Annotated in this window: 23 protein-coding genes and 1 other RNA gene; 15 read left to right on the top strand and 9 right to left on the bottom strand. The window is 65.7% G+C overall.

Annotation, left to right across the window (positions count from 1 at the left end):
* Positions 1-2 precede the first annotated feature (2 nt).
* Both ybgC and AOZ53_RS23635 read right to left on the bottom strand, forming a co-directional pair.
* Positions 3-425: a tol-pal system-associated acyl-CoA thioesterase gene (ybgC, locus tag AOZ53_RS23640; RefSeq protein ID WP_054432692.1), complete on the bottom strand. Its 423-nt coding sequence runs from the start codon at positions 423-425 to the stop codon at positions 3-5.
* Positions 426-482: 57 nt separating this feature from the next.
* The gene (locus AOZ53_RS23635) at positions 483-2,213 is read right to left on the bottom strand and encodes a proline--tRNA ligase (protein ID WP_054489595.1); all 1,731 of its coding nucleotides are present in this window, start codon (positions 2,211-2,213) and stop codon (positions 483-485) included.
* A 65-nt stretch (positions 2,214-2,278) separates the two neighbouring features.
* Between AOZ53_RS23635 and AOZ53_RS23630 the strand changes: the two genes are divergently transcribed.
* The 6 genes from AOZ53_RS23630 (at position 2,279) to AOZ53_RS23605 (ending at position 8,324) form a co-directional block, all read left to right on the top strand.
* A complete protein-coding gene (locus tag AOZ53_RS23630; RefSeq protein WP_006392918.1) occupies positions 2,279-2,851 on the top strand; it encodes an RNA pyrophosphohydrolase in 573 nt (190 codons plus the stop codon).
* Complete coding sequence (locus AOZ53_RS23625) at positions 2,832-3,518, top strand: response regulator (RefSeq protein ID WP_020925157.1); 687 nt, start codon at positions 2,832-2,834, stop codon at positions 3,516-3,518. The genes AOZ53_RS23630 and AOZ53_RS23625 overlap by 20 nt, the downstream gene beginning before the upstream one ends.
* 7 nt (positions 3,519-3,525) lie before the next feature.
* Entirely contained in the window at positions 3,526-5,058 is a 1,533-nt protein-coding gene (locus tag AOZ53_RS23620; RefSeq protein ID WP_231690672.1) for a sensor histidine kinase, read from the top strand.
* A gap of 213 nt (positions 5,059-5,271) precedes the next feature.
* Positions 5,272-5,751, top strand: a complete 480-nt coding sequence (locus tag AOZ53_RS23615; protein ID WP_035359983.1) for a tripartite tricarboxylate transporter TctB family protein — start codon at positions 5,272-5,274, stop codon at positions 5,749-5,751.
* Between the two features lie 6 nt (positions 5,752-5,757).
* Positions 5,758-7,281 carry a tripartite tricarboxylate transporter permease gene (locus tag AOZ53_RS23610; RefSeq protein WP_054432689.1) on the top strand — a complete coding sequence of 508 codons (1,524 nt, stop codon included), beginning with the start codon at positions 5,758-5,760 and terminating at the stop codon, positions 7,279-7,281.
* A 113-nt stretch (positions 7,282-7,394) separates the two neighbouring features.
* Positions 7,395-8,324: a 2-hydroxyacid dehydrogenase gene (locus AOZ53_RS23605; protein WP_054432688.1), complete on the top strand. Its 930-nt coding sequence runs from the start codon at positions 7,395-7,397 to the stop codon at positions 8,322-8,324.
* On the opposite strand, the gene AOZ53_RS23600 is transcribed toward AOZ53_RS23605, so the two are convergent.
* Positions 8,318-9,259, bottom strand: a complete 942-nt coding sequence (locus AOZ53_RS23600) for a LysR family transcriptional regulator (RefSeq protein WP_054432687.1) — start codon at positions 9,257-9,259, stop codon at positions 8,318-8,320. The genes AOZ53_RS23605 and AOZ53_RS23600 overlap by 7 nt on opposite strands.
* Before the next feature lie 124 nt (positions 9,260-9,383).
* On the opposite strand from AOZ53_RS23600, the gene AOZ53_RS23595 reads away from it, so the two are divergent.
* Complete coding sequence (locus tag AOZ53_RS23595) at positions 9,384-10,016, top strand: FMN-dependent NADH-azoreductase (RefSeq protein ID WP_054476650.1); 633 nt, start codon at positions 9,384-9,386, stop codon at positions 10,014-10,016.
* Positions 10,017-10,064: 48 nt separating this feature from the next.
* Here the strand turns inward: AOZ53_RS23595 and AOZ53_RS23590 are convergent, their stop codons facing one another.
* The 4 genes from AOZ53_RS23590 to AOZ53_RS23575 form a co-directional block, all read right to left on the bottom strand.
* Positions 10,065-10,970, bottom strand: a complete 906-nt coding sequence (locus tag AOZ53_RS23590; RefSeq protein WP_054432685.1) for an NAD(P)-dependent oxidoreductase — start codon at positions 10,968-10,970, stop codon at positions 10,065-10,067.
* 52 nt (positions 10,971-11,022) lie between these two features.
* Positions 11,023-12,627 (bottom strand): gamma-glutamyltransferase family protein, encoded by a 1,605-nt coding sequence (locus AOZ53_RS23585; RefSeq protein WP_054432684.1) that lies wholly within the window; start codon positions 12,625-12,627, stop codon positions 11,023-11,025.
* A 204-nt stretch (positions 12,628-12,831) separates the two neighbouring features.
* Positions 12,832-14,337, bottom strand: a complete 1,506-nt coding sequence (locus AOZ53_RS23580; protein WP_054432683.1) for a tripartite tricarboxylate transporter permease — start codon at positions 14,335-14,337, stop codon at positions 12,832-12,834.
* A 13-nt stretch (positions 14,338-14,350) separates the two neighbouring features.
* Positions 14,351-14,815 carry a tripartite tricarboxylate transporter TctB family protein gene (locus AOZ53_RS23575; protein WP_054432682.1) on the bottom strand — a complete coding sequence of 155 codons (465 nt, stop codon included), beginning with the start codon at positions 14,813-14,815 and terminating at the stop codon, positions 14,351-14,353.
* 400 nt (positions 14,816-15,215) lie between these two features.
* Here AOZ53_RS23575 and AOZ53_RS23570 point away from each other — a divergent pair, with 400 nt between their 5' ends.
* The 4 genes from AOZ53_RS23570 (at position 15,216) to AOZ53_RS23560 (ending at position 17,137) form a co-directional block, all read left to right on the top strand.
* Positions 15,216-15,746, top strand: a complete 531-nt coding sequence (locus tag AOZ53_RS23570; RefSeq protein ID WP_180180074.1) for a hypothetical protein — start codon at positions 15,216-15,218, stop codon at positions 15,744-15,746.
* A complete protein-coding gene (locus AOZ53_RS23565; protein WP_006388757.1) occupies positions 15,746-16,057 on the top strand; it encodes a cell division protein ZapA in 312 nt (103 codons plus the stop codon). The genes AOZ53_RS23570 and AOZ53_RS23565 overlap by 1 nt, the downstream gene beginning before the upstream one ends.
* A gap of 44 nt (positions 16,058-16,101) precedes the next feature.
* A non-coding RNA gene (ssrS, locus tag AOZ53_RS33725) (6S RNA) lies at positions 16,102-16,286 on the top strand.
* Between the two features lie 77 nt (positions 16,287-16,363).
* Positions 16,364-17,137: an SIMPL domain-containing protein gene (locus tag AOZ53_RS23560; RefSeq protein ID WP_054476652.1), complete on the top strand. Its 774-nt coding sequence runs from the start codon at positions 16,364-16,366 to the stop codon at positions 17,135-17,137.
* Here AOZ53_RS23560 and lgt read toward each other — a convergent pair.
* A complete protein-coding gene (lgt, locus tag AOZ53_RS23555; RefSeq protein WP_054432680.1) occupies positions 17,112-17,900 on the bottom strand; it encodes a prolipoprotein diacylglyceryl transferase in 789 nt (262 codons plus the stop codon). The genes AOZ53_RS23560 and lgt overlap by 26 nt on opposite strands.
* A gap of 180 nt (positions 17,901-18,080) precedes the next feature.
* Between lgt and ilvD the strand changes: the two genes are divergently transcribed.
* Genes ilvD through msrA form a run of 3 tightly spaced genes read left to right on the top strand, consistent with a single transcriptional unit; the run spans position 18,081 to position 20,678 of the window.
* Positions 18,081-19,766, top strand: coding sequence for a dihydroxy-acid dehydratase (gene ilvD, locus AOZ53_RS23550; protein WP_054432679.1), 1,686 nt, complete (start codon positions 18,081-18,083; stop codon positions 19,764-19,766).
* On the top strand, positions 19,750-20,085 hold the full coding sequence (locus AOZ53_RS23545; protein WP_054489590.1) for a c-type cytochrome: 336 nt from the start codon (positions 19,750-19,752) through the stop codon (positions 20,083-20,085). The genes ilvD and AOZ53_RS23545 overlap by 17 nt, the downstream gene beginning before the upstream one ends.
* A gap of 38 nt (positions 20,086-20,123) precedes the next feature.
* Complete coding sequence (msrA, locus tag AOZ53_RS23540) at positions 20,124-20,678, top strand: peptide-methionine (S)-S-oxide reductase MsrA (protein ID WP_054432677.1); 555 nt, start codon at positions 20,124-20,126, stop codon at positions 20,676-20,678.
* A gap of 84 nt (positions 20,679-20,762) precedes the next feature.
* Here the strand turns inward: msrA and hppD are convergent, their stop codons facing one another.
* Positions 20,763-21,875 (bottom strand): 4-hydroxyphenylpyruvate dioxygenase, encoded by a 1,113-nt coding sequence (gene hppD, locus AOZ53_RS23535; protein ID WP_054432676.1) that lies wholly within the window; start codon positions 21,873-21,875, stop codon positions 20,763-20,765.
* A 156-nt stretch (positions 21,876-22,031) separates the two neighbouring features.
* Between hppD and AOZ53_RS23530 the strand changes: the two genes are divergently transcribed.
* Entirely contained in the window at positions 22,032-22,508 is a 477-nt protein-coding gene (locus AOZ53_RS23530; RefSeq protein WP_006392938.1) for an Lrp/AsnC family transcriptional regulator, read from the top strand.
* The last annotated feature ends 345 nt before the right edge of the window (positions 22,509-22,853 follow it).

The raw sequence follows: 22,853 nt of genomic DNA, 5'->3' as shown, positions 1-22,853 counted from the left end.
GGTTATTCCTGAATTGATTCCAGTTTGGCGCGGACGTCGGCCGGCAGTTCCACCGGCCGCATGTTGACGGCATCGACGCAGCAGACTTGGATATTGCCTTCGGCAAGCAGTTCCCCGTCTCGTTCTGCGCGCTGCGCGAAGTGTATCGAAGCGCGGCCCAGTCGTGTGACCCGGCTGCGTATGGTAAGCAAATCGTCCAGTCTGGCCGGCTTGCGGTAGGACATGTCCAGCGAGCGGACAACGAACAGGCGCTGCTCGCTGGCGGCCAGGCCGGATTGGTTGACTCCCAGGTCGCGCAGCCACTCGGTGCGGGCGCGTTCCAGGAATTTCAGGTAGTTGGCGTAGAAAACCACCCCGCCCGCGTCCGTGTCTTCATAGTAGACGCGGACCTGCAGGCGGGATTCGGCGGACTTCGGATCGGTCACGATGCGGGCTTCGATGATGCGGGTCGGGACGCGAAAAGTCCGTGGTTACTTTAGGGTTTACAGCGTGTCGAGTTTCGTCAGCACGGCTTCAAGCGCGGACTCTACCGGAATCTTGGCCGCTTCGGTTTCCCGACGGGCCTGCAATTCCACCACACCGTCGTTCAGGCCGCGTTCTCCAACTGTTACACGGAGCGGCGCGCCGATCAATTCCCACTCGGCAAACATCACGCCGGGGCGGGCATCGCGGTCGTCCAGGATGACGTCCACGCCGCGCGCCAGCAGCGATTCGTACAGCTTCAGGGAGGTGTTACGCACGGTTTCGCTTTTGCCCCAGCCGACCGGGCAGATCACCACTTCGAACGGCGCCAGGGCGCGCGGCCAGATGATGCCGCGGGCGTCGTGGTTCTGTTCGATGGCGGCGCCGACGATGCGGGTCACGCCGATGCCGTAGCAGCCCATTTCCAGCACGGCCGGCTTGCCGGTCTCGTCCAGGAAGGTGGCCTTGAGGGCTTCCGAGTATTTTTTACCCAGGTAAAAAACGTGTCCCACTTCGATGCCGCGCTGGATCGACAGCGTGCCCTTGCCGTCCGGCGAGGGGTCGCCGGCGACCACGTTGCGCAGGTCGGCCACCAGCTCGGGCTCGGGCAGGTCACGGCCCCAGTTCACGCCCTGGATGTGGAAATCCTCGCGGTTGGCGCCGCAGACGAAGTCGGCCATGTTGGCCACGGTGCGGTCGGCGATGACGTGCACCGGGCGCACGGTGCGGACCGGGCCCAGGTAGCCCGGCTTGCAGCCGAAGTGCTCGACGATCTCGGTCTCGGTGGCGAAGCGGAAGCCCGCCAGGCCCGGCAGCTTGGCGGCCTTGATTTCGTTGAGTTCGTGGTCGCCGCGCAGCAGCAGCAGCCAGACGTCGACCTTGCCCTTGTCGCCGTCGGTGGCCAGCACGATCGACTTGACCGTCTGCTCCAGCGGCAGGCCCAGCAGGCGGGCCACGTCCTCGCACTTGGCGGCGCCGGGCGTGGCCACGTCGGCCATCGCCTGGGTGGCCGCGCCGCGAGCGGGGTACAGGCCGGGGGCCTCGGCCAGCTCGATGTTGGCGGCGTACTCGGAGTCGGCGTTGTAGACCAGCAGGTCTTCGCCGGTGTCGGCGATCACCTGGAATTCATGGCTGCGGGTGCCGCCGATGGAGCCGGTATCGGCCGCCACCGCGCGGAATTCCAGGCCCAGGCGGCCGAAAATGCGCATGTACGCAGCGTACATGGTGTCGTAGCTCTTCTGGGCGCCGGCTTCGTCGCGGTCGAAGGAGTAGGCGTCCTTCATGGTGAATTCACGGCCGCGCATCAGGCCGAAGCGGGGACGGCGCTCGTCCCGGAACTTGGTCTGGATGTGATAGAAGTTGACCGGCAACTGGCGGTAGCTGTGGATCTCGTTGCGGGCGATGTCGGTGATCACCTCTTCCGAGGTCGGCTGCAGCACGAAATCGCGCTGGTGCCGGTCCTTGATGCGCAGCAGTTCCGCGCCGTACTGTTCCCAGCGGCCGGATTCCATCCAGAGCTCGGCCGGCTGGACCACCGGCATCAGCAGTTCGATGGCGCCCGAGGCGTTCATTTCCTCGCGGATGATGGCCTCGACCTTGCGGATGACCTTGAGGCCGAGGGGCATGTAGGTGTAGATGCCGCCCGCCAGCTTGCGGATCATCCCGGCCCGGGTCATGAGCTGGTGGCTGGCGACTTCCGCTTCGGAGGGGGCTTCTTTGAGGGTGTTGATGTGGTAGTTGGATGCGCGCATGTTTAAAGGTGGCAGCAGATACGTATAATCGACTGTAATTGTATTGAATTCGGTGGGGGTGGCCCATGCTTGACCGCGAAGGCTACCGCCCCAATGTCGGCATCATTCTCGTCAATAGCAGAAACGAGGTCTTTTGGGGCAAGCGTATCAGGGAACATGCCTGGCAGTTCCCGCAGGGCGGCATCAAGTACGGCGAAAGCCCGGTGCAGGCCATGTATCGCGAGCTCCATGAAGAGGTGGGCCTGAAGCCCGAGCATGTCCGTATTTTGGGGCGTACACGCGATTGGTTACGTTATAACGTGCCCGATCACTTCGTCCGGCGTGAGTGGCGTGGCCACTATAAAGGACAAAAGCAGATTTGGTTCTTGTTGCGCCTGGTGGGACGTGACAGCGACGTTTGCCTGCGCGCGACGCAGCATCCGGAATTCGACGCCTGGCGCTGGAGCCAGTACTGGGTGCCGCTGGATGCCGTGATCGAGTTCAAGCGGGACGTCTATACCCAGGCGTTGAACGAGTTGTCGGCAATCCTCTTTCGGCGTCACCACGAAACCCGCTACCTGCGTCAGCGCGTGCATGGGCAGCGGGCGGCAGAGAACTTGCCCGAAGGAACGGACGGTCATGCGCATATTATTGGTTGAAGATGAACGGGACATGGCGTCCTGGCTGATGCGCGCGCTCGCGCAGAGCGGGTTCGTGCCGGATCACGCGGCCGACGCCCGCACGGCCGAAGCGTTCATGGCGGGCACCGAGTACGACGCCATCGTCATGGACCTGCGCCTGCCCGACAAGCATGGCCTGGTGGTGCTGCGCGAAATGCGCAACCGCGACGACCGCACCCCGGTGCTGCTGCTGACCGCCCAGGGCGCCTTGCAGGACCGCGTGCGCGGCCTGAACCTGGGCGCAGACGATTTCCTGACCAAGCCGTTCGCCCTCGAAGAGCTGGAAGCGCGCCTGACTGCGCTGGTGCGCCGCAGCCGCGGCCGCCAGCACCCGCGCCTGCAATGCGGCTCGCTGTCCTACGACAGCGAAAGCCGCGCCTTCACGCTCGACGGCTCCCTGCTGTTCCTGACCCCGCGCGAGCACGCCGCCCTGGCCGCGCTGCTGACGCGCAGCGGCTATCCGGTGGACAAGTCGCAGCTGTTCGGCAAGGTCTTCACCCACGACAGCGAAGCCAACCCCGACGCCATCGAGGTGGTGCTGCACCGCCTGCGCAAGAAGCTGGCCGGCAGCGACGTGCGCATCGTGACCGTGCGCGGCCTGGGCTACATGCTGGAAAGCGTGGCCAGCGAAGCCGCCGACTCCTGACCCCCTCGTGAGCCTCCGGATCCCAGGGTTGCCGCGGGTCGGCATCCGCGCGCTGCTGATCATCCTGCTGCTGCCCGGCGTGGTGGCGCTGCTGGTCATCGACAGCCTGAACGACTACCGCACCCTGTCCGAGATCACCAACGAGGCCTACGACAGCGCCCTGGTCGAGCCCGCCCGCGTGCTCGAGAGCAGCCTGGAGTTCGCGCCCGACGGCTCGCTGCAAGTGGCCACGCCGCTGTACGCCCAGGTCATGCTGGAATCGCGCGCCGGGCTGCGCAAGTATTTCCGCATCGAGCAGATCGACCCGCCCCTGCCGGATGAGTCGCCGGTGCCGGCCGAGCAGGGCAAGACCCTGTTGGGGATGCCCGAACTGCCGCGGCCGCCCACCTGGCCGCGCTCCAATGGCCTGCCGGTGTTCTACGACGGGGTCTACCGCAACGACCCGGTGCGGGTGGTGTCGCTGGTGCGCGACCTGTACTACCAGGGCGCCCACCGTCAGGTGCTGGTGCTGGTGGCCGAAAGCACGGGCAAGCGCATCGAGGCCGAAGACAACGCCCGCCGCCAGGAAATCCTGCGCGACGCCCGCATGCTGGCGCTGGTCGTGCTGCTGGTCTGGTGGGGCGTGTCCTGGGCCCTGAAGCCGCTGCGGCGGCTGCGCGCCGACATTCGCAACCGCCGGCCCGAGGACCTGACCCCGCTCGACGCCTCGCGCGTGCCGAGCGAAGTGGCGCCGCTGGTCGACGCCGTCAACCACCACATCGCCCGCTACCGCCGCGTGCTGGACGAGCAATCGCACTTTCTGGCCGACGCCTCGCACCAGCTGCGCACGCCGCTGGCCATCATGCTGACCCAGGCCCAGTACGCCCTGCGCGAGCGCGACCCGGCGCGCGCCCAGGAAGGCTTGCGCGCCATCGTCGCCCAGTTGGGCCGCACCCGCCGCCTGACCGAGCAGTTGCTGTCGCTGGCGCATGCCAACCAGGCCGACCAGGTGCCGCGCCAGTTGCTCGACCTGAACGCCGTCTCGCGCGAAGTGGTGTTGCAGTACCTGCCGCTGGCGCACGAGAAACAGCAGGACCTGGGCTGGGTGCAGGCCACCAGCGAGCAGGGCCAAGAGATCGACGTGCCGGTCTCCGGCAACGAAGCCGAACTGCACGAGGCCTTGTCCAACCTGGTGCACAACGCCATCCACTACGCGCCCGCGGGCGCCCGCATCACGGTCTCGGTCAGCCGGGCCGGCGATCGCGCCGAAGTCTCCGTCTCCGACAATGGCCCGGGGCTCGATCCCGACCTGCGCGCGCGCGCCTTCGCCCGTTTCGAGCGGGTCGGCACCGACAAGCCGGTCACGTCTTCCGGTTCCGGCCTGGGGCTGGCGATCGCGCGGGCCTACGCCCGCCGCAACGATGGCGACATCGAGCTGCGCGACGGCGAACCCAACGCGCAGGGCGGGGTGGGCCTGGCGTCCGTCGTGTGGCTGCCCCTGGCCACGACCGTGTCGCAGTACCCCCGACCCGCCGATGTCGCCTTCACCGGCGACCAGTAATCGCCGAAGCTTTCATTCTTTCTCCCTAGCCTTCATAGCGCAGCCTGCGAATTTCCATCAGGGATAACCCCTGGATTCAGGGACTCGACAGCGCATAGAAAGCGGATTAGCAGGTTCCTTCCTTAACCTGCGAACCGGCCTGTTGTTGAAAAGGCCGGGTGGCGCTCGTTCCGGGCGGCATCCCAGGGGCCCGCACGGCCCTGCTTCAGGAGGATGGAAGTGCAAAAAACAATTAATAGAAAGGACTATTACGGCGGCGCGCTGATGGTCCTTATCGGATTGGGGGCGATCTACGGTGGTACGGACTATCACATTGGAACGCTCAGCCACATGGGCCCCGGGTTCTTCCCCGCGGCATTGGGCGGCCTGCTCGCATTGACGGGGATCCTGATCGCCATCTCGGCGCGCTCCGGCGATGCCACGCCGCCGGCGCCGGGCGACGGCCACGCGCATGGCCTGCCGGATTTCCGTGGCAGCGCCTGCATCCTGCTGGGCACGCTCGCGTTCCTGCTGCTGGGCCACTATGGCGGCCTGCTGCCCGCGACCTTCGCCATTGTCTTCATCTCCGCCCTGGGTGACCGCAAGAACACGGTCAAGCAGGCGTTCGTGCTGTCGCTCGGCATGTCCGTGATCGCGGTGGTGGTTTTCTGGTGGGCGCTGCAACTGCAGCTGCCGCTGTTTCGCTGGGGTTGATACGCCATGATTTCTCAATCTTTGACCGACCTCTGGTACGGCTTCGGCGTCGCGTTCCAGCTCCACAACCTGATGTGGTCGTTCTTCGGCGTGCTGGTGGGCAACCTCATCGGCGTGTTGCCCGGCATGGGCGCGCTGTCGGCCATCTCGATCCTGCTGCCGCTGACCTACGTGATGCAGCCGGTGCCCGCCATCCTGATGCTGGCCGGCATCTTCTACGGCTCGCAGTACGGCGGCGCCATCGGCGCGATCCTGCTCAACCTGCCTTCGCATCCGCCGCACGCGGTGACATGTCTTGACGGGTACCCACTGACCAAACAGGGCAAGGGGGGGACGGCGCTCGGCATCACGATGATCTGCTCGTTCTTCGCGGCCTCGGTCGGCATCATCGTCATGATCTTCGCCTCGCCGCTGCTGGTCGAAGTCGCCTTCAAGTTCGGCCCGACCGAGATCTTCTCGATCATGCTGCTGGGCCTGCTGGCCGGCGCCACCATGTCGCGCGGTTCGCCGCTGAAAGGCGTGGCCATGACGCTGTTCGGCCTGATGTGCGGCGTGGTCGGCACCGACGTGAACACCGGCACCATCCGCTTCTCGTTCGGCCTGCTCGACCTGTCCGACGGCCTGGAACTGGTGGCGATCTCGATGGGCCTGTTCGGCGTGGCCGACTTCCTGATGAGCGTCAACCGCATGACCATCATCGGCAGCGGCGCCAAGCTGCGCCTGCGCGACATGCGTCCCAGCAAGCAGGAACTGAAGACGGCCTTCTGGCCCATGGTGCGCGGCACCGCCGTCGGCACGCTGTTCGGCGCCATGCCTGGCACCGGTCCGACCATCACCACCTTCGTGGCCTACGCGCTGGAACGCAAGATCTCCAAGACGCCCGAGAAGTTCGGCACCGGCATGATCGCCGGCGTGGCCTCGCCCGAAGCGTCGTCGCACTCCAAGACGCAGGTCGACTTCATTCCGACCATGAGCCTGGGCATCCCCGGCGACGCGGTGATGGCGCTGATCCTGGGCGCGCTGCTGATCCAGGGCATCCAGCCCGGCCCGCAGCTGATCACCGAGCATCCGGACATCTTCTGGGGCCTGATCGCCAGCTTCTGGGTCGGCAACGTGCTGCTGATGGTGCTCAACGTGCCGCTGATCGGCGTCTGGGTCAAGCTGCTGCAGGTGCCTTACCGCTACCTGTTCCCGTCGGCGTTGTTCTTCATCGCGGTGGGCGTGTTCAGCACCCAGAACAGCCTCTTCCAGATCTGGGAAGTGCTGGCCTTCGGTGTGATCGGCGCCATCCTGATGACGCTCGAATTCTCGGTCGCGCCGATCCTGCTCGGCTTCGTGCTGGGCCCCATGGTCGAAGAGAACTTCCGCCGCGCGCTGCTGTTGTCGCGCGGTGACCTGGCGGTGTTCGTGCAACGCCCGATCAGCGCCTGGTTCATCGGCGCCAGCGCGTTGCTGATCCTGCTGCAGGTGTGGGCCTTCCTGCGCCGCGGCAAGAACAAGAACAAGCCGCAGGTCACGCAGACGGCCTGATCTCCGCGCGCGTCACCCGCTCTGAAAACGGCCCGGCTTCATGCCGGGCCGTTTGATTTACGGCCCATCTTCCCCCATGCTTGCGGTTTCCCGAGCCCGTCCGGATTTCCGCCATGCACATCCTCTTTGCCTGCCCTCTGCACGACCCCGACGTCTGGGTCCCGCGCCTGGAAGCCGCCATGCCCGGCTGTCGCATTTCCGTCTGGAATCCCGATGGCCCGCCCTCCGGCGCCGAGGTCGCGCTGGTGTGGAAGCCGCCGGTGGAACTGTTCCAGCACGAGACCCGCATCGAGACGCTGTTCAACCTCGGCGCGGGCGTGGACGCCTTGCTCAAGATGAAAGAGATTCCGCCGCACGTGCGCATCGTCCGCCTGGAAGACGCCGGCATGTCGGTGCAGATGGCCGAGTACGCGCTCTACGCCTTGCTGCGCGTGTCGCGCGACTTCGAGGCGTTCGACCAGTCGCAGGCGCGCCAGCACTGGGACACGCGCGAAGGCACGCGCCAGGCCGACTGGCCGGTGGGCGTGCTGGGCCTGGGGCAGGTCGGCGCGCGCGTGGCGCAGACGCTGGCCGAGTTCGGTTATCCGGTGGCGGGCTGGTCGCGCACCCCGCGCGAGATTACCGGTGTCGAGTCGTTCTCCGGCCAGGAGGCCCTGCCAGCCTTCCTGGCGCGCACCCGGTTCCTGGTGAACGTGCTGCCGCTGACGCCCGACACCCGCGGCATCCTCAACCGCGACACGCTCGGCCAGTTGCTGCCCGAGGCGCATCTGGTCAACGTCGGCCGCGGCGAACACCTGGTCGAGGAAGACCTGGTGCAGATGCTCGAAGAAGGCGAGATCGCCGGCGCCACGCTGGATGTCTTCCATACCGAGCCGCTGCCGCAGGATCATCCGTTCTGGCGTGATCCGCGCGTGCACGTCACGCCGCACATCGCCGCCCGCACCCTGCGCGACGAGAGCATCGCGCAGATCGCCGCCAAGGTCGCCCAGCTGATGCGCGGCGAGCCGATCACCGGCGTGGTCGAGCGCTCGCGCGGCTATTGAGCGACGGGCGCGGCGGCGCCTTGCTTTTCCAGCCGCTGATAGGTGGGAGGCAGGCGCTCCGACAGGAAGTCGAGCAGCGTGCGCACGGCCGGCATCATGCCGCGGCGCGACGGGTAGATGCAGTGGACGATGCCTTCGGGCGATTGCCACTGCGGCAGCACCGGCACCAGCTGGCCGCGGCGCAGTTCCTCCTGGGTCGCGATCGATGGCAGCAGCGCGATGCCGCGGCCGCGCACGGCGGCCTCCACCAGCACGATGAAGTCATTGCAAGACAGCTGCGGCTTCAGCTCGATATGCACTTCCTCGCCCTTGTCGTTGCGCAGCGGCCAGCGCACCTCGTTCTGCGGATCGCTGAAACTCAGCGTGGTGTGCGAGGCCAGGTCCTGCGGGGTGTCGGGCGCGCCGTGACGCTGCAGGTAGCCGGGGCTGGCCACCAGCGTGCCGCGTGCCGTGCCCAGGTGGCGCACCACCAGTTCGGCATCGGTATCCAGCTTGGTCCGCACGCGCAGGGCCAGGTCCACGCCCTCGCGGATCAGGTCGACCCGGCGGTTGGTCACCAGCAACTGCACCGAGATCGCCGGCCAGGCGTCCAGGAATTCCGGCAGCAGCGGCGCCAGCACGTCCTGCGCGATCGATACCGGGCAACTGACCACCACCGGCCCGGCGGGCTGGGACTGCAACTGGCGCATGGCGTCGTCGGCCGCGCGGGCCGAGGCGGCCATTTCGCGGCAATAGTGCAGGTAGCGCTCGCCGGCCGCCGTCAGCCGCAGGCGGCGGGTGGTGCGTTGCAGGAGCCGGACCCCCAGGCTTTCCTCCAGGTGCGAAATACGGCGCGACAGGCGCGATTTGGGGATATCCAGCGCGCGCGCGGCGGCGCTGAAGCCGCCTTGTTCGACGACTTGGGAAAAGTAATAGAGGTCGTTTAGGTCTTGCATGATTGTTCTATGTCTGGAACGAATAGTTCATCATACATGGGTTTATGTGAACAATTAAGCGATCTACAGTGACGTCATGCACTCAGGACACGCGCTTTTCGCGGTCCGCACTGGAGATCACGTTATGAAGACCCTTGTCATCCTGTCCTCGATTCTGGGCGAGCGCTCGCACAGCAAGCAACTGGCCGACCACCTGGTCGCCCGCGTCAAGCAGGCCGATCCGGCCGCCGTCGTCACCATTCGCGATATCGGCGCCCAGCCGCTGCCGTACTTCGATGGCGCGACCGCCGGCGCCCTGTTCACGCCGGCCGACGCCCGCAGCGTCGAGCAGCAGCGCATCGTCGAACGCAGCGATGCCCTGGTGGCCGAGTTGATGCAGGCCGACCGTATCGTGTTCGCCGTGCCGGTCTACAACTTCAACCTGCCGGCGCAGTTCAAGACCTATCTGGATCATGTCGCCCGCGCCGGCGTCACGTTCCGTTATACGCCGGAAGGCGTGCCCGAGGGTCTGGTGAAGGGTAAGCAGGTGTTCGTGCTGACGGCGCGCGGCGGCAAGGCCGAAGGCACGCCCGCCGACACGATGACGCCGTATCTGCGTCAGATGCTGGCGTTCCTGGGCATGAACGAAGTGACCTTCATCGCCGCCGAAGGCATGGCGATGGGCGAAGTCGCCGCGCTCGAAGGCGTGTCGCTCGCGCGCCAGCGCATCGACGCGCTGGACCTGGGCCGGCCGCAAGCCGCGCTGCAGGCGGCCTGACGTAAAAAAGCGGACCCGAGGGTCCGCTTTTTTCTGGGTGGCGGCGCGTCAGTCGCGCAGCCGCTTGATCAGGCTGGACGTGTCCCAGCGGCCGCCGCCCAGCTTCTGCACGTCGCCGTAGAACTGGTCCACCAGCGCCGTCAGCGGCAGGCGGGCGCCATTGTGGCGCGCCTCGGCCAGCACCAGGCCCAGGTCCTTGCGCATCCAGTCGACCGCGAAGCCGAAGTCGAACTTGTCGTCGACCATGGTGCCGCCGCGGTTCTCCATCTGCCAGCTCTGCGCGGCCCCCTTGCTGATGACGTCCAGCACCAGCTTCATGTCCAGGTCGGCGGCCTGGCCGAACGCCACGGCTTCCGACAGGCCCTGCACGATGCCGGCGATACAGATCTGGTTGACCATCTTGGCCAGCTGGCCGGCTCCCGGCGGGCCCACACGCGTCACCGCGCGGCCGAATGCCTGCGCCACCGGCTTGATGGCGTCGAACACCGCCTGCTCGCCGCCGCACATGATGGTCAGCACGCCGTTGACGGCGCCCGCCTGGCCGCCGGATACCGGCGCGTCGATGAAGTTCAGGCCCAGGTCCTTGGCTTGCGCGTAGAGTTCGCGCGCCACGTCGGCCGATGCGGTGGTGTGGTCCACGAACACCGCGCCCGGCGCCATGCCGGCGAACGCGCCATCCGGCCCGAGGGTGACACTGCGCAGGTCATCGTCGTTGCCGACGCAGGCGAACACGATCTGGGCGCCCGCCACGGCCTCGCGCGGCGTCACCGCGCTGTGGCCGCCGAACTCGCTGGCCCAGGCCTGCGCCTTGGACGGCGTGCGGTTGTAGACGGTGACGTCGTGCCCGGCGCGGGCCAGGTGGCCGGCCATGGGCAGGCCCATCACGCCCAATCCGAGGAATGCGACTTTCTGGGCCACGACTGCGTCGTAGCTCTTGGTACCGATCGATGCCATGCAGGGGACTCCGCTGTGGAAAGGAAAACCTGAGGCAGTAACCTTAACGCAATCAAAAGCCGGCGGCGAGTCCGTCGCGGCGGCTGTCGCTGGCGCTGACGTAGCCATCGACAGCCGGGTCGCCCAGGCGCCAGATGAACTGGCCCGAGCCGAAGTCCATATAGGGGTCGTCGATGCCCTCGAGCACGTGGCCGCGCGCGCGCAGGCCCTGCGCCACCGCGGCGGGCACCGAGGCCTCCATGTCGATGGCCAGTCCCTGATTCCATTTCCAGCGCGGCGCGTCGCAGGCGGCCTGCGGCTGCTGGCCGTAGTCGAGCATGCGCACCAGCGTCTGCACCTGGCCCTGCGGCTGCATGTTGCCGCCCATCACGCCAAAGCTCATGACCGGCGCGCCGTCGCGCATCAGGAAGCCCGGGATGATGGTGTGGAAGGGGCGCTTGCCGCCCGCCACCACGTTGGGATGATCGGGCTGGGTGCTGAAACAGTGGCCGCGGTTCTGCAGGCTGACGCCGGTGCCCGGCACCACCACGCCCGAGCCGAAGCCCATGTAGTTGGACTGGATGAAGCTCACCATCATGCCGTTGCGGTCGGCGGCCGTCAGATAGACCGTGCCGCCCTGCGGCGCGTGGCCGCAGGCGAAGGCCTGGGCCACGTTGGGGTCGATCAGGCGAGCGCGCTCGGCAAGGTAGCCGGGGGCCAGCATCTGTTCGGGCGACAGGCGCATGTGGCGGCCGTCGGCGACATGCGCGTAGACGTCGGCGAAGGCCAGCTTCATGGCCTCGATCAGCAGGTGCTGGGTGTCCGGATGATCCACCGGCCGGGCCGCCAGATCGAAGTTCTGCAGGATGCCCAGCGCGATCAGGGCGGCGATGCCCTGGCCGTTGGGCGGGATCTGGTGCAGCGTGTGGCCGCGATAGGACTGGCTGATCGGCGTCACCCACTCCGGCGCGTAGTCGCGCAGGTCGGCCAGCGTCATGGCGGCCTCGTGGGCCTGCGCATGGGCGACCAGCTTGTGGGCCGTCTCGCCCTCGTAGAAGTCTCGGCCGCGGCTGGCGGCGATGCGCTTGAGCGTGGCCGCGGCGGCCTTCAGCACGAAATGCTCGCCGGTGTGCGGCGCCCGGCCGCGTGGCAGGAAGTGTTCGGCAAAGCCGGGTTGGGGCTGCAGCACGTCGGCCTGCGCCGCCCATTTCTGCTGCACCATGGGGCTGACGGCGAAGCCGCGCTCGGCATAGTCGATCGCGGGGGCCAGCACGTCGGCGAACGGCAGCTTGCCCAGTTTTTCATGCAGCGCCGCCCAGCCGGCCACGCAGCCCGGCACCGTGACGCTGTCCCAGCCGCGGGTCGGTATCGCGCCCTGGTGCCTGCGGCGGAAGTAGTCCAGGTTCCAGGCCGCCGGCGCCGGCCCCGAGGCGTTCAGGCCGTGCAGTTTCGAGCCGTCCCAGACGATGGCGAAGCAATCCGATCCCAGGCCGTTGCTGACCGGCTCGACCAGCGTCAGCGTGGCGGCCGCGGCGATCGCCGCGTCCACCGCATTGCCGCCGTTGGCCAGTATGCGCAGCCCCGCCTGCGCCGCCAGCGGCTGCGAGGTGGCGACGACGTTGCGGGCGAAGACCGGCGTGCGCGTGGTGGGATAGGGGTTGTTCCAGTCGAAGTTCATGTCGAATCATCGCGTGGGGGTAAACCCGTAGCTTAACGTAGATGCCACGGCCCTGGAGCACACCCTGTATTGAACAGTAGTGATTTGTTGCTTATGCCGGGCGGAGCGCGGCGAACCGCCATCGTGCGCCCAAAGAAAAACCCCCGGCGGGCCGGGGGTTCGGAAGGCGGAGAGCACCGCCGCCATCTGGCGGCGGGCAAAGCCTTATTCTTCTTCGACGAAGGTCTCTTCGCGCTTCTTGCGGATCGCCGGCAGGGCCACCAGGATCACCAGGAACACCGCCACGGCCAGCAGCGAGGCCGACAGCGGACGCGTCACGAAGGTGCTGAAGTCGCCGCGCGACAGCAGCAGGGCGCGACGGAAGTTCTCTTCCATCATGGGGCCGAGCACCAGGCCCAGCAGCAGCGGCGCGCCTTCGCACTTCAGCTTCGACCAGACATAGCCCACGATGCCAAACATGGCGGTCGTGAAGATGTCGAACGAGTTGTAGTTGAGCGAGTACACGCCGATGGTGCAGAACACCAGGATCGCCGGGAACAGGATGCGGTAGGGCACCTTGAGCAGCTTGACCCACAGGCCGATCAGCGGCAGGTTCAGCACCACCAGCATCAGGTTGCCGATCCACATCGAGGCGATCAGGCCCCAGAACAGCTCGGGGTGGCTCGTCATCACTTGCGGGCCGGGCTGGATGTTGTGGATCGTCATCGCGCCGACCATCAGCGCCATCACGGCGTTGCCCGGGATACCCAGGGTCAGCAGCGGGATGAACGAGGTCTGGGCGGCGGCGTTGTTGGCCGATTCCGGGCCTGCCAGGCCGGCCGGGTGGCCCTTGCCGAAGCGTTCCGGATTCTTCGAGATCTTCTTTTCCAGCGTGTACGACGCGAACGACGACAGCACCGCGCCACCGCCAGGCAGGATGCCCAGGGCGGAACCCAGGGCCGTGCCGCGGATGACCGCGGGGTACGATTCCTTGAATTCCTGCTTGTTCGGGTACAGCGAGCCGATCTTGTCGGTGATGTCGACGCGGTTTTCCTTCTGCTCGAGGTTGGTCATGATTTCGGCGAAGCCGAACACGCCCATGGCCACGATGGCGAAGTCGATGCCGTCCTGCAGTTCCGGCACGCCGAAGTCGAAGCGGGCCACGCCCGAGTTGACGTCGGTGCCGACCATGCCCAGCAGCAGACCCAGGATGATCATCGCGATCGCCTTGGGCAGCGAGCCCGAGGCCAGCACCACGGCGCCGACCAGGCCCAGGCACATCAGCGAGAAGTACTCGGCGGGGCCGAACTTGAAGGCGACTTCAGCCAGCGGGGGCGCGAAGGCGGCCAGCAGCAGCGTGGCCACGCAACCAGCGAAGAACGAACCCAGGGCGGCGATCGCCAGCGCGGCGCCAGCACGGCCGTTGCGGGCCATCTGGTGACCGTCCAGCACGGTCACCACCGCGGACGTTTCCCCTGGCAGCGCCACCAGGATGGCCGTGGTCGAGCCACCGTACTGTGCGCCGTAATAGATACCGGCCAGCATGATCAGGCCGGCCACCGGGGGCAGCACGTACGTGATCGGCAGCAGCATCGCGATGGTCGGGACCGGGCCGATACCCGGCAGCACGCCGATCAGCGTACCCAGGACGCAGCCCAGCAGCGCGTACAACAGGTTCTCGGGCGTGAACGCCACCGAGAAACCCAACATCAGGTTGTCAAACAATTCCATGACCGGTTGCTCCTCAGTTCATGCCCAGAAACGACGGCCACAGCGGGAAAATCAGCCCCAGCCCCTTGACGAATGCCAGATACGAGAACACCACCAGGAAGATGCCGTTGGCGACGGCGACCTTGAGGCTGAACTCGTGGCTGGCCAGGCTGCTGATCACAACCAGAATGAACACCGAGATATAGATGCCCAGCAGTTTCAGGACCAGGCCGTAGATGACCACGGATCCGACCACCAGCAGGACGATGCGCCAGTCGAACTTGTCGACGTGGGTTTCCTGGGCCTTCTTCGACATCGAGCCAAGCAGCACGATGGCACCCAGCAATGCGAGAACGATGCCCAGCCAGAAAGGAAAATACCCGGGGCCCATCCGGGCGGCAGTACCCATTTGGTAGCTGCTGGCTTGCCAGGCGAATCCCAGTCCAAGGGCGATGAACATCACCCCCGACCAGAAGTCCTGTCGATTGCGTAGCTGCATGATTGGTTGGCTCCTGTTTACAGCATGTAGATAAAAAAGAGGCTTGTGGTCTGCCGCGCTGGCGAGAAAGCCAGATGACAGGCACAAAAAAGGCACGTCGCGGTGCCCGGTGTTCTTCTGAAAGCTTCGGCGCGGCTTCTTGAAAGGGCGAATGGTAATGGACGCCCGCGACGATGCAAACCCTGTAAGCTAGGTGAAAGCCTGGGGTTTTCCCTAGAATTGGGGAACTCCCGATCCCCAGATGTAACGGGGCGGGCAGATTGATGGTTGTTTGAAAGCTAAGTGAAAGTTTATAGAAAGAAATGCGAAAGCAGGTCCGCTTGACCTGCCGCTTGCCGGGCGCGAGGGACTTTTCTAGTTGTGCCTGATCGGGTATGTTGCCCGCCGCCGGCAATGCCGCCTGCATTTCCTACTGAATATTGCCGTGTTTCTCACCTTGCGTGAAGCGGCCCGATTCCCCCCTGGATGGTTTACGATAGCGCCCATGCTGCAAGACCTAGACCAACTCGCCGCCCGCATCGGGCAACTGGTGCAACGCACCCGGCAACTTCATGCCGAGCGTGACGCATTGCGTATGCGCCTGAACGAAACCGAAGCCGAGCAGCGCGTGCTCAAGCAGCGCGCCGCCGAGCGCGATGCCGACATCGCCACGCTGCAAGGCAAGCTGCAAGACAATGACGGCGCCGTCACCGCGATGCTGGAGCAGGCGCAGAAGGCCGAAGTGGCCCTGCGCGAACAGCTCGCTCGCGAAACCGCCGAGCGCCAGTCGCTCGAAGCGCGTTTCACGGCACGGGAAACCGAGATGCAGGGCACCCTGCAAAGCCGCGACACCGAACTACAGCGCCTGCGCGTGGCCGCCGCCGCGGCGCGCGAGCGCATCGACGCCGTCCTGGCCCGTCTGCCGGGTGCGCCGTCCGGAGAGCAACACTGATGGAACGCGTAGATGTAACGATCCTCGGGCGCGACTACTCGCTGGCCTGCTCGGCCGAGGAAAAGCCCACGCTGCTGGCCGCCGTGCGCCACGTCGACCAGCTCATGCTGCGCATCCAGGGCACCGGCAAGGTCTCCAGCAACGAGCGCATCGCCGTCATGGCCGCGCTGCAGGTGGCTGGCGAACTGCTCGCCATGAAAGCGCCGGATGGTCCGCTGGGCGGTTTGGCGGTCGGCGACTTCAAGCGTAGAATCGAGGACATGAACGCAGTCCTCGACGACGCCCTGTCAGGGCAAGAAAAGCTGCTCTGACGTTCATCAGCGGTTTTCACCAAGGTTTTTTCAGTATTTTCAGTTTGTCCCTGCCGTGTCCGTGACCTGGCCATACATTCTCTGAACCTATGTCTTATGGCATATTGGTTGCGGGAGTGCAGAGCTGGAGTGATTGTCTCTCGTAGACGAACCCGACGCTCTTCGGAACGCGACCACCTTGAACCTCAGGGTTCGAGATGCCGGCCTTGACGGCACAGGCGGGGCATCTATCCCAGCGGACCTGCCATGAGCGCAGGTCCGCGCCGGGCGCCTCCCCCCCATCGTCCTCCCTCATAGGACCAGTCCATGTTGAAATCCCCCGTTTTTTCGCTGACCAAACTTGGCGCGGCGTGCGCGGCCGTGGCCGCTCTGTCGATGGCGCAGCCCGTCTTCGCTCAGGCGCCGGCGACGCCGGCCCCCGCCGCGGCGGAATCCGCCGCCAACCGGTCGCCGGAACTGACCCTGCAGGCCACCGCTTCTTCCGAGGTCAAGCAGGACACGGTGCGCATTTCGCTGTCGGCCGAGACCGAAGCGGCGGACCAGCCCACCGCCGGCAAGAAGCTGACCGAGATGCTGGACGACGTGGCCAAGCGCGCGCGTGACACCAAGGGTGTCGATGTGCGCACGGGCAGCTTCAATGTCTGGCCCAATTCCACCAGCAGCAGCAAGGGCAAGACCAGCACCACCTGGCGCGGCCAGGGCGAGATCATTCTCGAATCGAAGGATTTTGCGGCGGCCGCCGCGCTGGCGTCGAAGCTGTCCGACAAGACCGCCATTTCCAACATCAGCTTCTCGCTGTCGCGCGAAGTGCGCGAGGCCGAGGAACGCAAGCTGCTCAAGGAAGCCGCGCAGGCCTTCAAGGACCGCGCGCTGGCCGCGGCCAACGCCTTCGGCTTTTCGGGCTATCGCCTGAGCAAGCTCGAACTGGGCGGCGCCGGCGGCGTCACGCCGATGCCGCGCATGATGGGCGCCATGGCCAAGGACGCCTCCGGCGGCGCCGGCTACAGCGCGGACGTCCCCCTGGAAGCGGGAGACGTCACGGTCAGCATTTCGGTCAACGGGACGATCGTTTTGCAGTAAGCGCGAACATGATGGCGCCCAGGGCGACCATCGGCAGGGACAGCCACTGTCCCATGCTCAACCCGCCCGCGAGCAGGCCCAGGAAGTTGTCCGGCTCGCGGGTGAATTCCACCAGGAAACGGAACGTTCCGTAGCCCATCAGGAATACCGCGCTCACCTGGCCCAGGGGGCGCGGCTTGCTCGAGAACCACCACATCAGCGCGAACAGCACGATGCCCTCCAGGCCCAGCTCATAGAGTTGGGAAGGATGGCGCGGAACGCCGTCGCCGCTGCTCGGGAAGATCATCGCCCACGGCACATCGGTCGGGCGGCCCCACAGTTCGCCGTTGATGAAGTTGCCCAGGCGGCCGAAACCCAGTCCCAGCGGAATCAGCGGCGCGATGAAGTCGCTGACGGCGAAGAAAGGCAGGCGCTTCTTGCGGGCGAACAGCAGCATCACCAGGATCACGCCGATCAGGCCGCCGTGAAACGACATGCCGCCTTCCCACAGGTAGGCCACTTCCAGCGGATGCGCCAGGTAATAGCTGGGCTTGTAGAACAGCACGTAGCCCAGCCGTCCGCCGAGCACCACCCCCAGCACGCTGTAGAAGATCAGGTCTTCCAGGTCACGCACGTTCAGGGACGTGGTGTGGCCGCTGGTGATGCGGCGCCGGCCCAGCACGTACACCAGGGCGAAGCCCGCCAGATACATCAGCCCGTACCAATGGATGGCCAAGGGCCCGATCTGCAGGGCAATGGGGTCGAATTTTGGATATTGCAGCATGTTCCGCCCGACACAATGAAGTTGAATGATAATAACCGGCGAGCCCTGCGGTAGATCGACATGCAAGCGCTTCGCCCCTGCGTGCCGGTGTATCCCGAGATTCGCCCGCGAGCGAACTGGCACCCTCCCGGGCGCGGCCGCCATGTCCGCGTCCTGACGGCCGACAGGAGACAACAGACCATGTCGCACAACGAACGTTCCCGCCACATCACGCACGGCGTCGCCCGCGCGCCCAATCGCGCCATGTATTACGCGCTGGGCTACCAGGAAGCCGATTTCGAGAATCCCATGATCGGCGTGGCCAACGGCCATTCGACCATCACGCCGTGCAACAGCGGCCTGCAGCGCCTGGCCGATGCCGCCATCGAAGCCATCCGCGGCGCCAAGGCCAATCCGCAGGTGTTCGGCACGCCCACCATTTCCGATGGCATGTCCATGGGCACCGAGGGCATGAAGTACTCCCTGGTGTCGCGCGAAGTCATCGCCGACTGTATCGAGACCGCCGCGCAGGGCCAGTGGATGGACGGCGTGGTGGTCATCGGGGGCTGCGACAAGAACATGCCGGGCGGCATGATCGCCCTGGCGCGCATGAACGTGCCGGGCATCTACGTCTACGGCGGCACCATCAAGCCGGGCCGCTACAAGGGCAAGGACCTGACCATCGTCTCGGTGTTCGAGGCAGTCGGCGAATACACCATGGGCCGCATGGAAGAGGCCGACTTCAAGCAGATCGAGAAGTGCGCCATTCCCGGCTCGGGTTCCTGTGGCGGCATGTACACAGCCAACACCATGAGCTCGGCCTTCGAGGCCATGGGCATGAGCCTGCCGTACTCCAGCACCATGGCCAACGAGGATGACGAGAAAGTCGTCTCGGCGGCCGAATCCGCCCGGGTATTGGTCGAAGCCGTCCGCCGCGGCCTGCGCCCGCGCGACATCATCACCCGCGAATCCATCGAGAACGCCGTATCCGTCATCATGGCGACGGGCGGCTCGACCAACGCAGTGCTGCATTTCCTGGCCATCGCCCATGCCGCCGAAGTGCCCTGGACCATCGACGACTTCGAACGCATCCGCCAGCGCGTGCCGGTGCTCTGTGACCTCAAGCCGTCCGGCAAGTACGTGGCGACCGACCTGCATCGCGCCGGCGGCATCCCGCAGGTCATGAAGCTGCTGCTCAACGCCGGGCTGCTGCATGGCGATTGCATCACCATCACCGGTCAGACGATCGCACAATCGTTGGCCGACGTGCCCGATACGCCGCGCGCCGACCAGGACGTCATCATGCCGCTGGACCGCGCCCTCTATCCCCAGGGCCATCTGGCGATCCTCAAGGGCAATCTGTCGCCCGAGGGCTGCGTGGCCAAGATCACCGGCCTGAAGAACCCCGTGATCACCGGCCCGGCGCGGGTCTTCGATTCCGAGGATGACGCCATGACCGCCATCATGGCGCGCCGGATCCGCGACGGCGACGTGGTGGTGATCCGCTACGAAGGCCCCAAGGGCGGACCCGGCATGCGTGAAATGCTGGCGCCGACCTCGGCCCTGGTCGGGCAGGGGCTGGGCGAAACCGTGGGCCTCATCACCGATGGCCGCTTCTCCGGCGGCACCTGGGGCATGGTGGTCGGCCACGTCGCGCCCGAGGCCTTCGTGGGCGGGCCCATTGCGCTGATCCGGGAGGGAGATTCGGTTACCATCGATGCCCACCAGCTGCTGTTGCAGCTCAATATCAGCGACGAAGAGATGGCGGCTCGTCGCCAGGCCTGGGTCCAGCCCAAGCCGCGTTATACACGCGGTGTGCTTGCCAAGTTCGGCAAGCTCGCCAGCACCGCGAGCCGTGGGGCGGTAACCGATGCTTTTGATACGTAGTCTGTTGGCGGTCGCCGCCGGCCTGCTGGCCGCCGGCGCGGCCCAGGGGCAAACCACTGGCCTGGATCTGGCCAAGAGCAAGGCCTGCATGGCCTGTCACCAGGTCGACGTCAAGCGCGTCGGACCGCCGCTGTCCAGCGTGGCCGAGCGCTACGCCGGCCAGGGCGACGCCATGGTGGACTACCTGGCGGGCAAGATCCGCGGGGGCGGCCGCGGCGCCTGGGGCGCCGTGCCGATGCCCGCGCAGACCCATGTCAGTCCGGAAGACGCCCGCCTGTTGGCCGAATGGATCCTGACGCTGGCGCCGGCCAAGAAGTAGTCGTATCGTCTCTGGAAAGTTTCAGCAAAGGAATCGTCATGGCAGAACAACCCTCCCCGGGCAATGAGGTCGCCGTTCTCGGCGGCGGCTGTTTCTGGTGCGTCGAGGCGGTCTTCACCGACCTGCGCGGCGTCAAGAGCGTGCTGCCCGGCTACAGCGGCGGACACGTCGACAACCCCAGCTACGAACAGGTCTGCGGCAAGGACACCGGCCACATCGAAGTGGCTCGCGTCGAATTCGATCCGGCCGAACTGTCCTACAGCGACCTGCTGCGCGTGTTCTTCGCCACCCACGACCCGACCACTCCGGGCCGCCAGGGCAACGACATCGGCCCGCAGTACGAGTCGGCCATCTTCTGGCAGAACGACACCCAGCGCGAGCAGGCCGAAGCCGTCATCGCCGAAGTCGAGGCGCAGAAAGTCTACGACGCGCCCATCGTGACCAAGCTGTTGGCGCCCGCGCGGTTCTGGCAGGCCGAGGACTACCATCGCGATTATTTCGCGCTGCATCCCGAGCAGGGCTATTGCCAGTTCGTGATCGCGCCCAAGGTCGCCAAGTTCCGCAAGCAGTTCCAGGATCGCCTGAAGAAGTAAGGCAGGCGAAAAAAAACCTCGCGCAAGGCGAGGTTTCAAGGCCAGCGCCGGGCACATGGGTACCGGCGCTGGAGGGGGAAGCGGTCAGTCGACGGCTTTCACCACGCCGCGGCGCATCTGGTCCAGTTCGATGGACTCGAACAGCGCCTTGAAATTGCCTTCGCCGAAACCGTCGTTGCCCTTGCGCTGGATGATCTCGAAGAAGATCGGGCCGATCTGGTTCTCGGTGAAGATCTGCAGCAGCAGGCCGCCGTCGGGGGCGCCGTCCAGCAGGATGCGGTTCTTCTGCAGGCGCGGCACGTCCTCGCCGTGGTTGGGCAGGCGGCGGTCCAGCAGCTCGTAGTAGGTTTCCGGAGTATCCAGGAACACCACGCCGTTGGCGCGCAGCGCCTCGATCGTGCCGTAGATGTCCTCGGTGGCCATGGCGATGTGCTGGATGCCCTCGCCGCGGTACAGGTCCAGGTATTCCTGGATCTGGCCCTTCTCCTCGGTGCCTTCCTCGTTGATGGGAATGCGGATGTTGCCGCAAGGCGAGGTCATGGCCTTGGACTTCACGCCCGTCACCTTGCCCTCGATGTCGAAGTAGCGCACCTCGCGGAAGTTGAACAGGCGCTCGTAGAACTCCGACCACTCGGCCATGCGGCCCTTGTGCACGTTGTGCGTCAGGTGGTCCACCAGCGTCAGCCCGGCGCCGCGGTGGTTCAGGTCGGCCTGCGCGTTCTGCGGATCCACCGGCACGAAGTCGACGTCATAGATGCTGATGTCGCCGATGCCGCCGTGGCCTTCCTTGCCCGTCCAGCGGTCCACCAGATAGATCAGCGAATCGCCGATGCCCTTGATGGCGGGGATGTTCAGTTCCATCGGGCCGCTGTGCGAGTCGAAACCCCACGCGCCCAGTTCCAGCGCGCGCTTGTACGCGGCGGCCGCGTCCTGCACGCGAAAGCCGATCGCACAGATCGACGGGCCGTGCAGGCGGGCGAAGCGCTGCGCGAAGGAATCGGGTTCGGCGTTGATCAGGAAATTCACGCCGCCCTGGCGGTACAGCGTCACGTCCTTGTGGCGATGCTTGGCGATTGCCTTGAAGCCCAGCAGTTCGAACACCTTGCGCAGCGCGGCGGGGTCCGGCGCGGCATATTCGATGAATTCGAACCCGGCGGTGCCCATCGGGTTGTCCCAGGGTTGGAAAGCGCTGCTCATGAGTCTGCTCCCTTGAGTCGTTGTAGAGGCGACTTGTCGTTCAAGTCTAGGATGAAGATTGTAGGGAGGAAAGGCAGGCAGACAATTGCAAACATGTCGCGGAAGCGGCAAGCTTGAGCAATAATATTGCCCAAGATAAAAAATATGGGGCTGAAAATGTCTGACATAGAGCTGGATAGGACAGATATAAGGATTCTGGCCGAATTGCAGCGCGACGGCCGCCTGAGCAACCAGGAGTTGGCCGACCGCGTTTCCCTGTCGCCCAGCCCCTGCCTGCGCCGGGTGCGGCGGCTGGAAGAGAAGGGCTTCATCAAGAAATACGTGGCGCTGATCGACGCCGAGAAAGTCGGGCTGGGCCTGCTGGCCTACGTCAACATCCGCCTGAACAAGCACAGCGGCTCCAGCCATGCGCCCATGAGCGACTTTGCCCGCGATGTCCAGCTCTGGCCCGAGGTGGTCGAGTGCTACGCCATGTCCGGCGACATGGACTACCTGCTGCGCATCCAGGTCGCCGACCTGGCGCATTTCTCCAAATTCGCCATGGACACGCTCATGCGCCATCCCGCGGTGGTCGACATGCGGTCCTTCTTCGCGCTCCAGCAGATCAAGGAAACGACGGAGCTGCGGCTGTAGGCGTGGAATGCGTCCCCGTGCCTATCCGGCCTTCTATATATAGAGGGTTGTCCATATGGAGACTGGCGGGCGTCGCGGTGGAGTGGAGGTTCCCCTCATGGCGCCCTATATATATAGGGCGTCATGGGGGAGACGGCAGGCAAGATGCCACCGGAGCAGGATGGAGCGAAAACAGTGACGCCTCTCTATATATAGTGCAGGCAGCACGGAACCGATGACTTTCCCATGGCAAATGCGGGGTGCGTCCCCGGAAATCATCATCTTTCTGCAAAATGAGTGTCATGCTGGCGTGACAAGCGAAAATTCTGTGCTATAGTCTCGCTCCTTCGCAGTTCAAGCAGTTTT

Source organism: Achromobacter sp. 2789STDY5608621 (assembly GCF_001299375.1).
Classification (GTDB): Bacteria; Pseudomonadota; Gammaproteobacteria; order Burkholderiales; family Burkholderiaceae_B; genus Achromobacter; species Achromobacter insuavis.
This window is presented reverse-complemented; position numbering and strand designations above follow the sequence as displayed.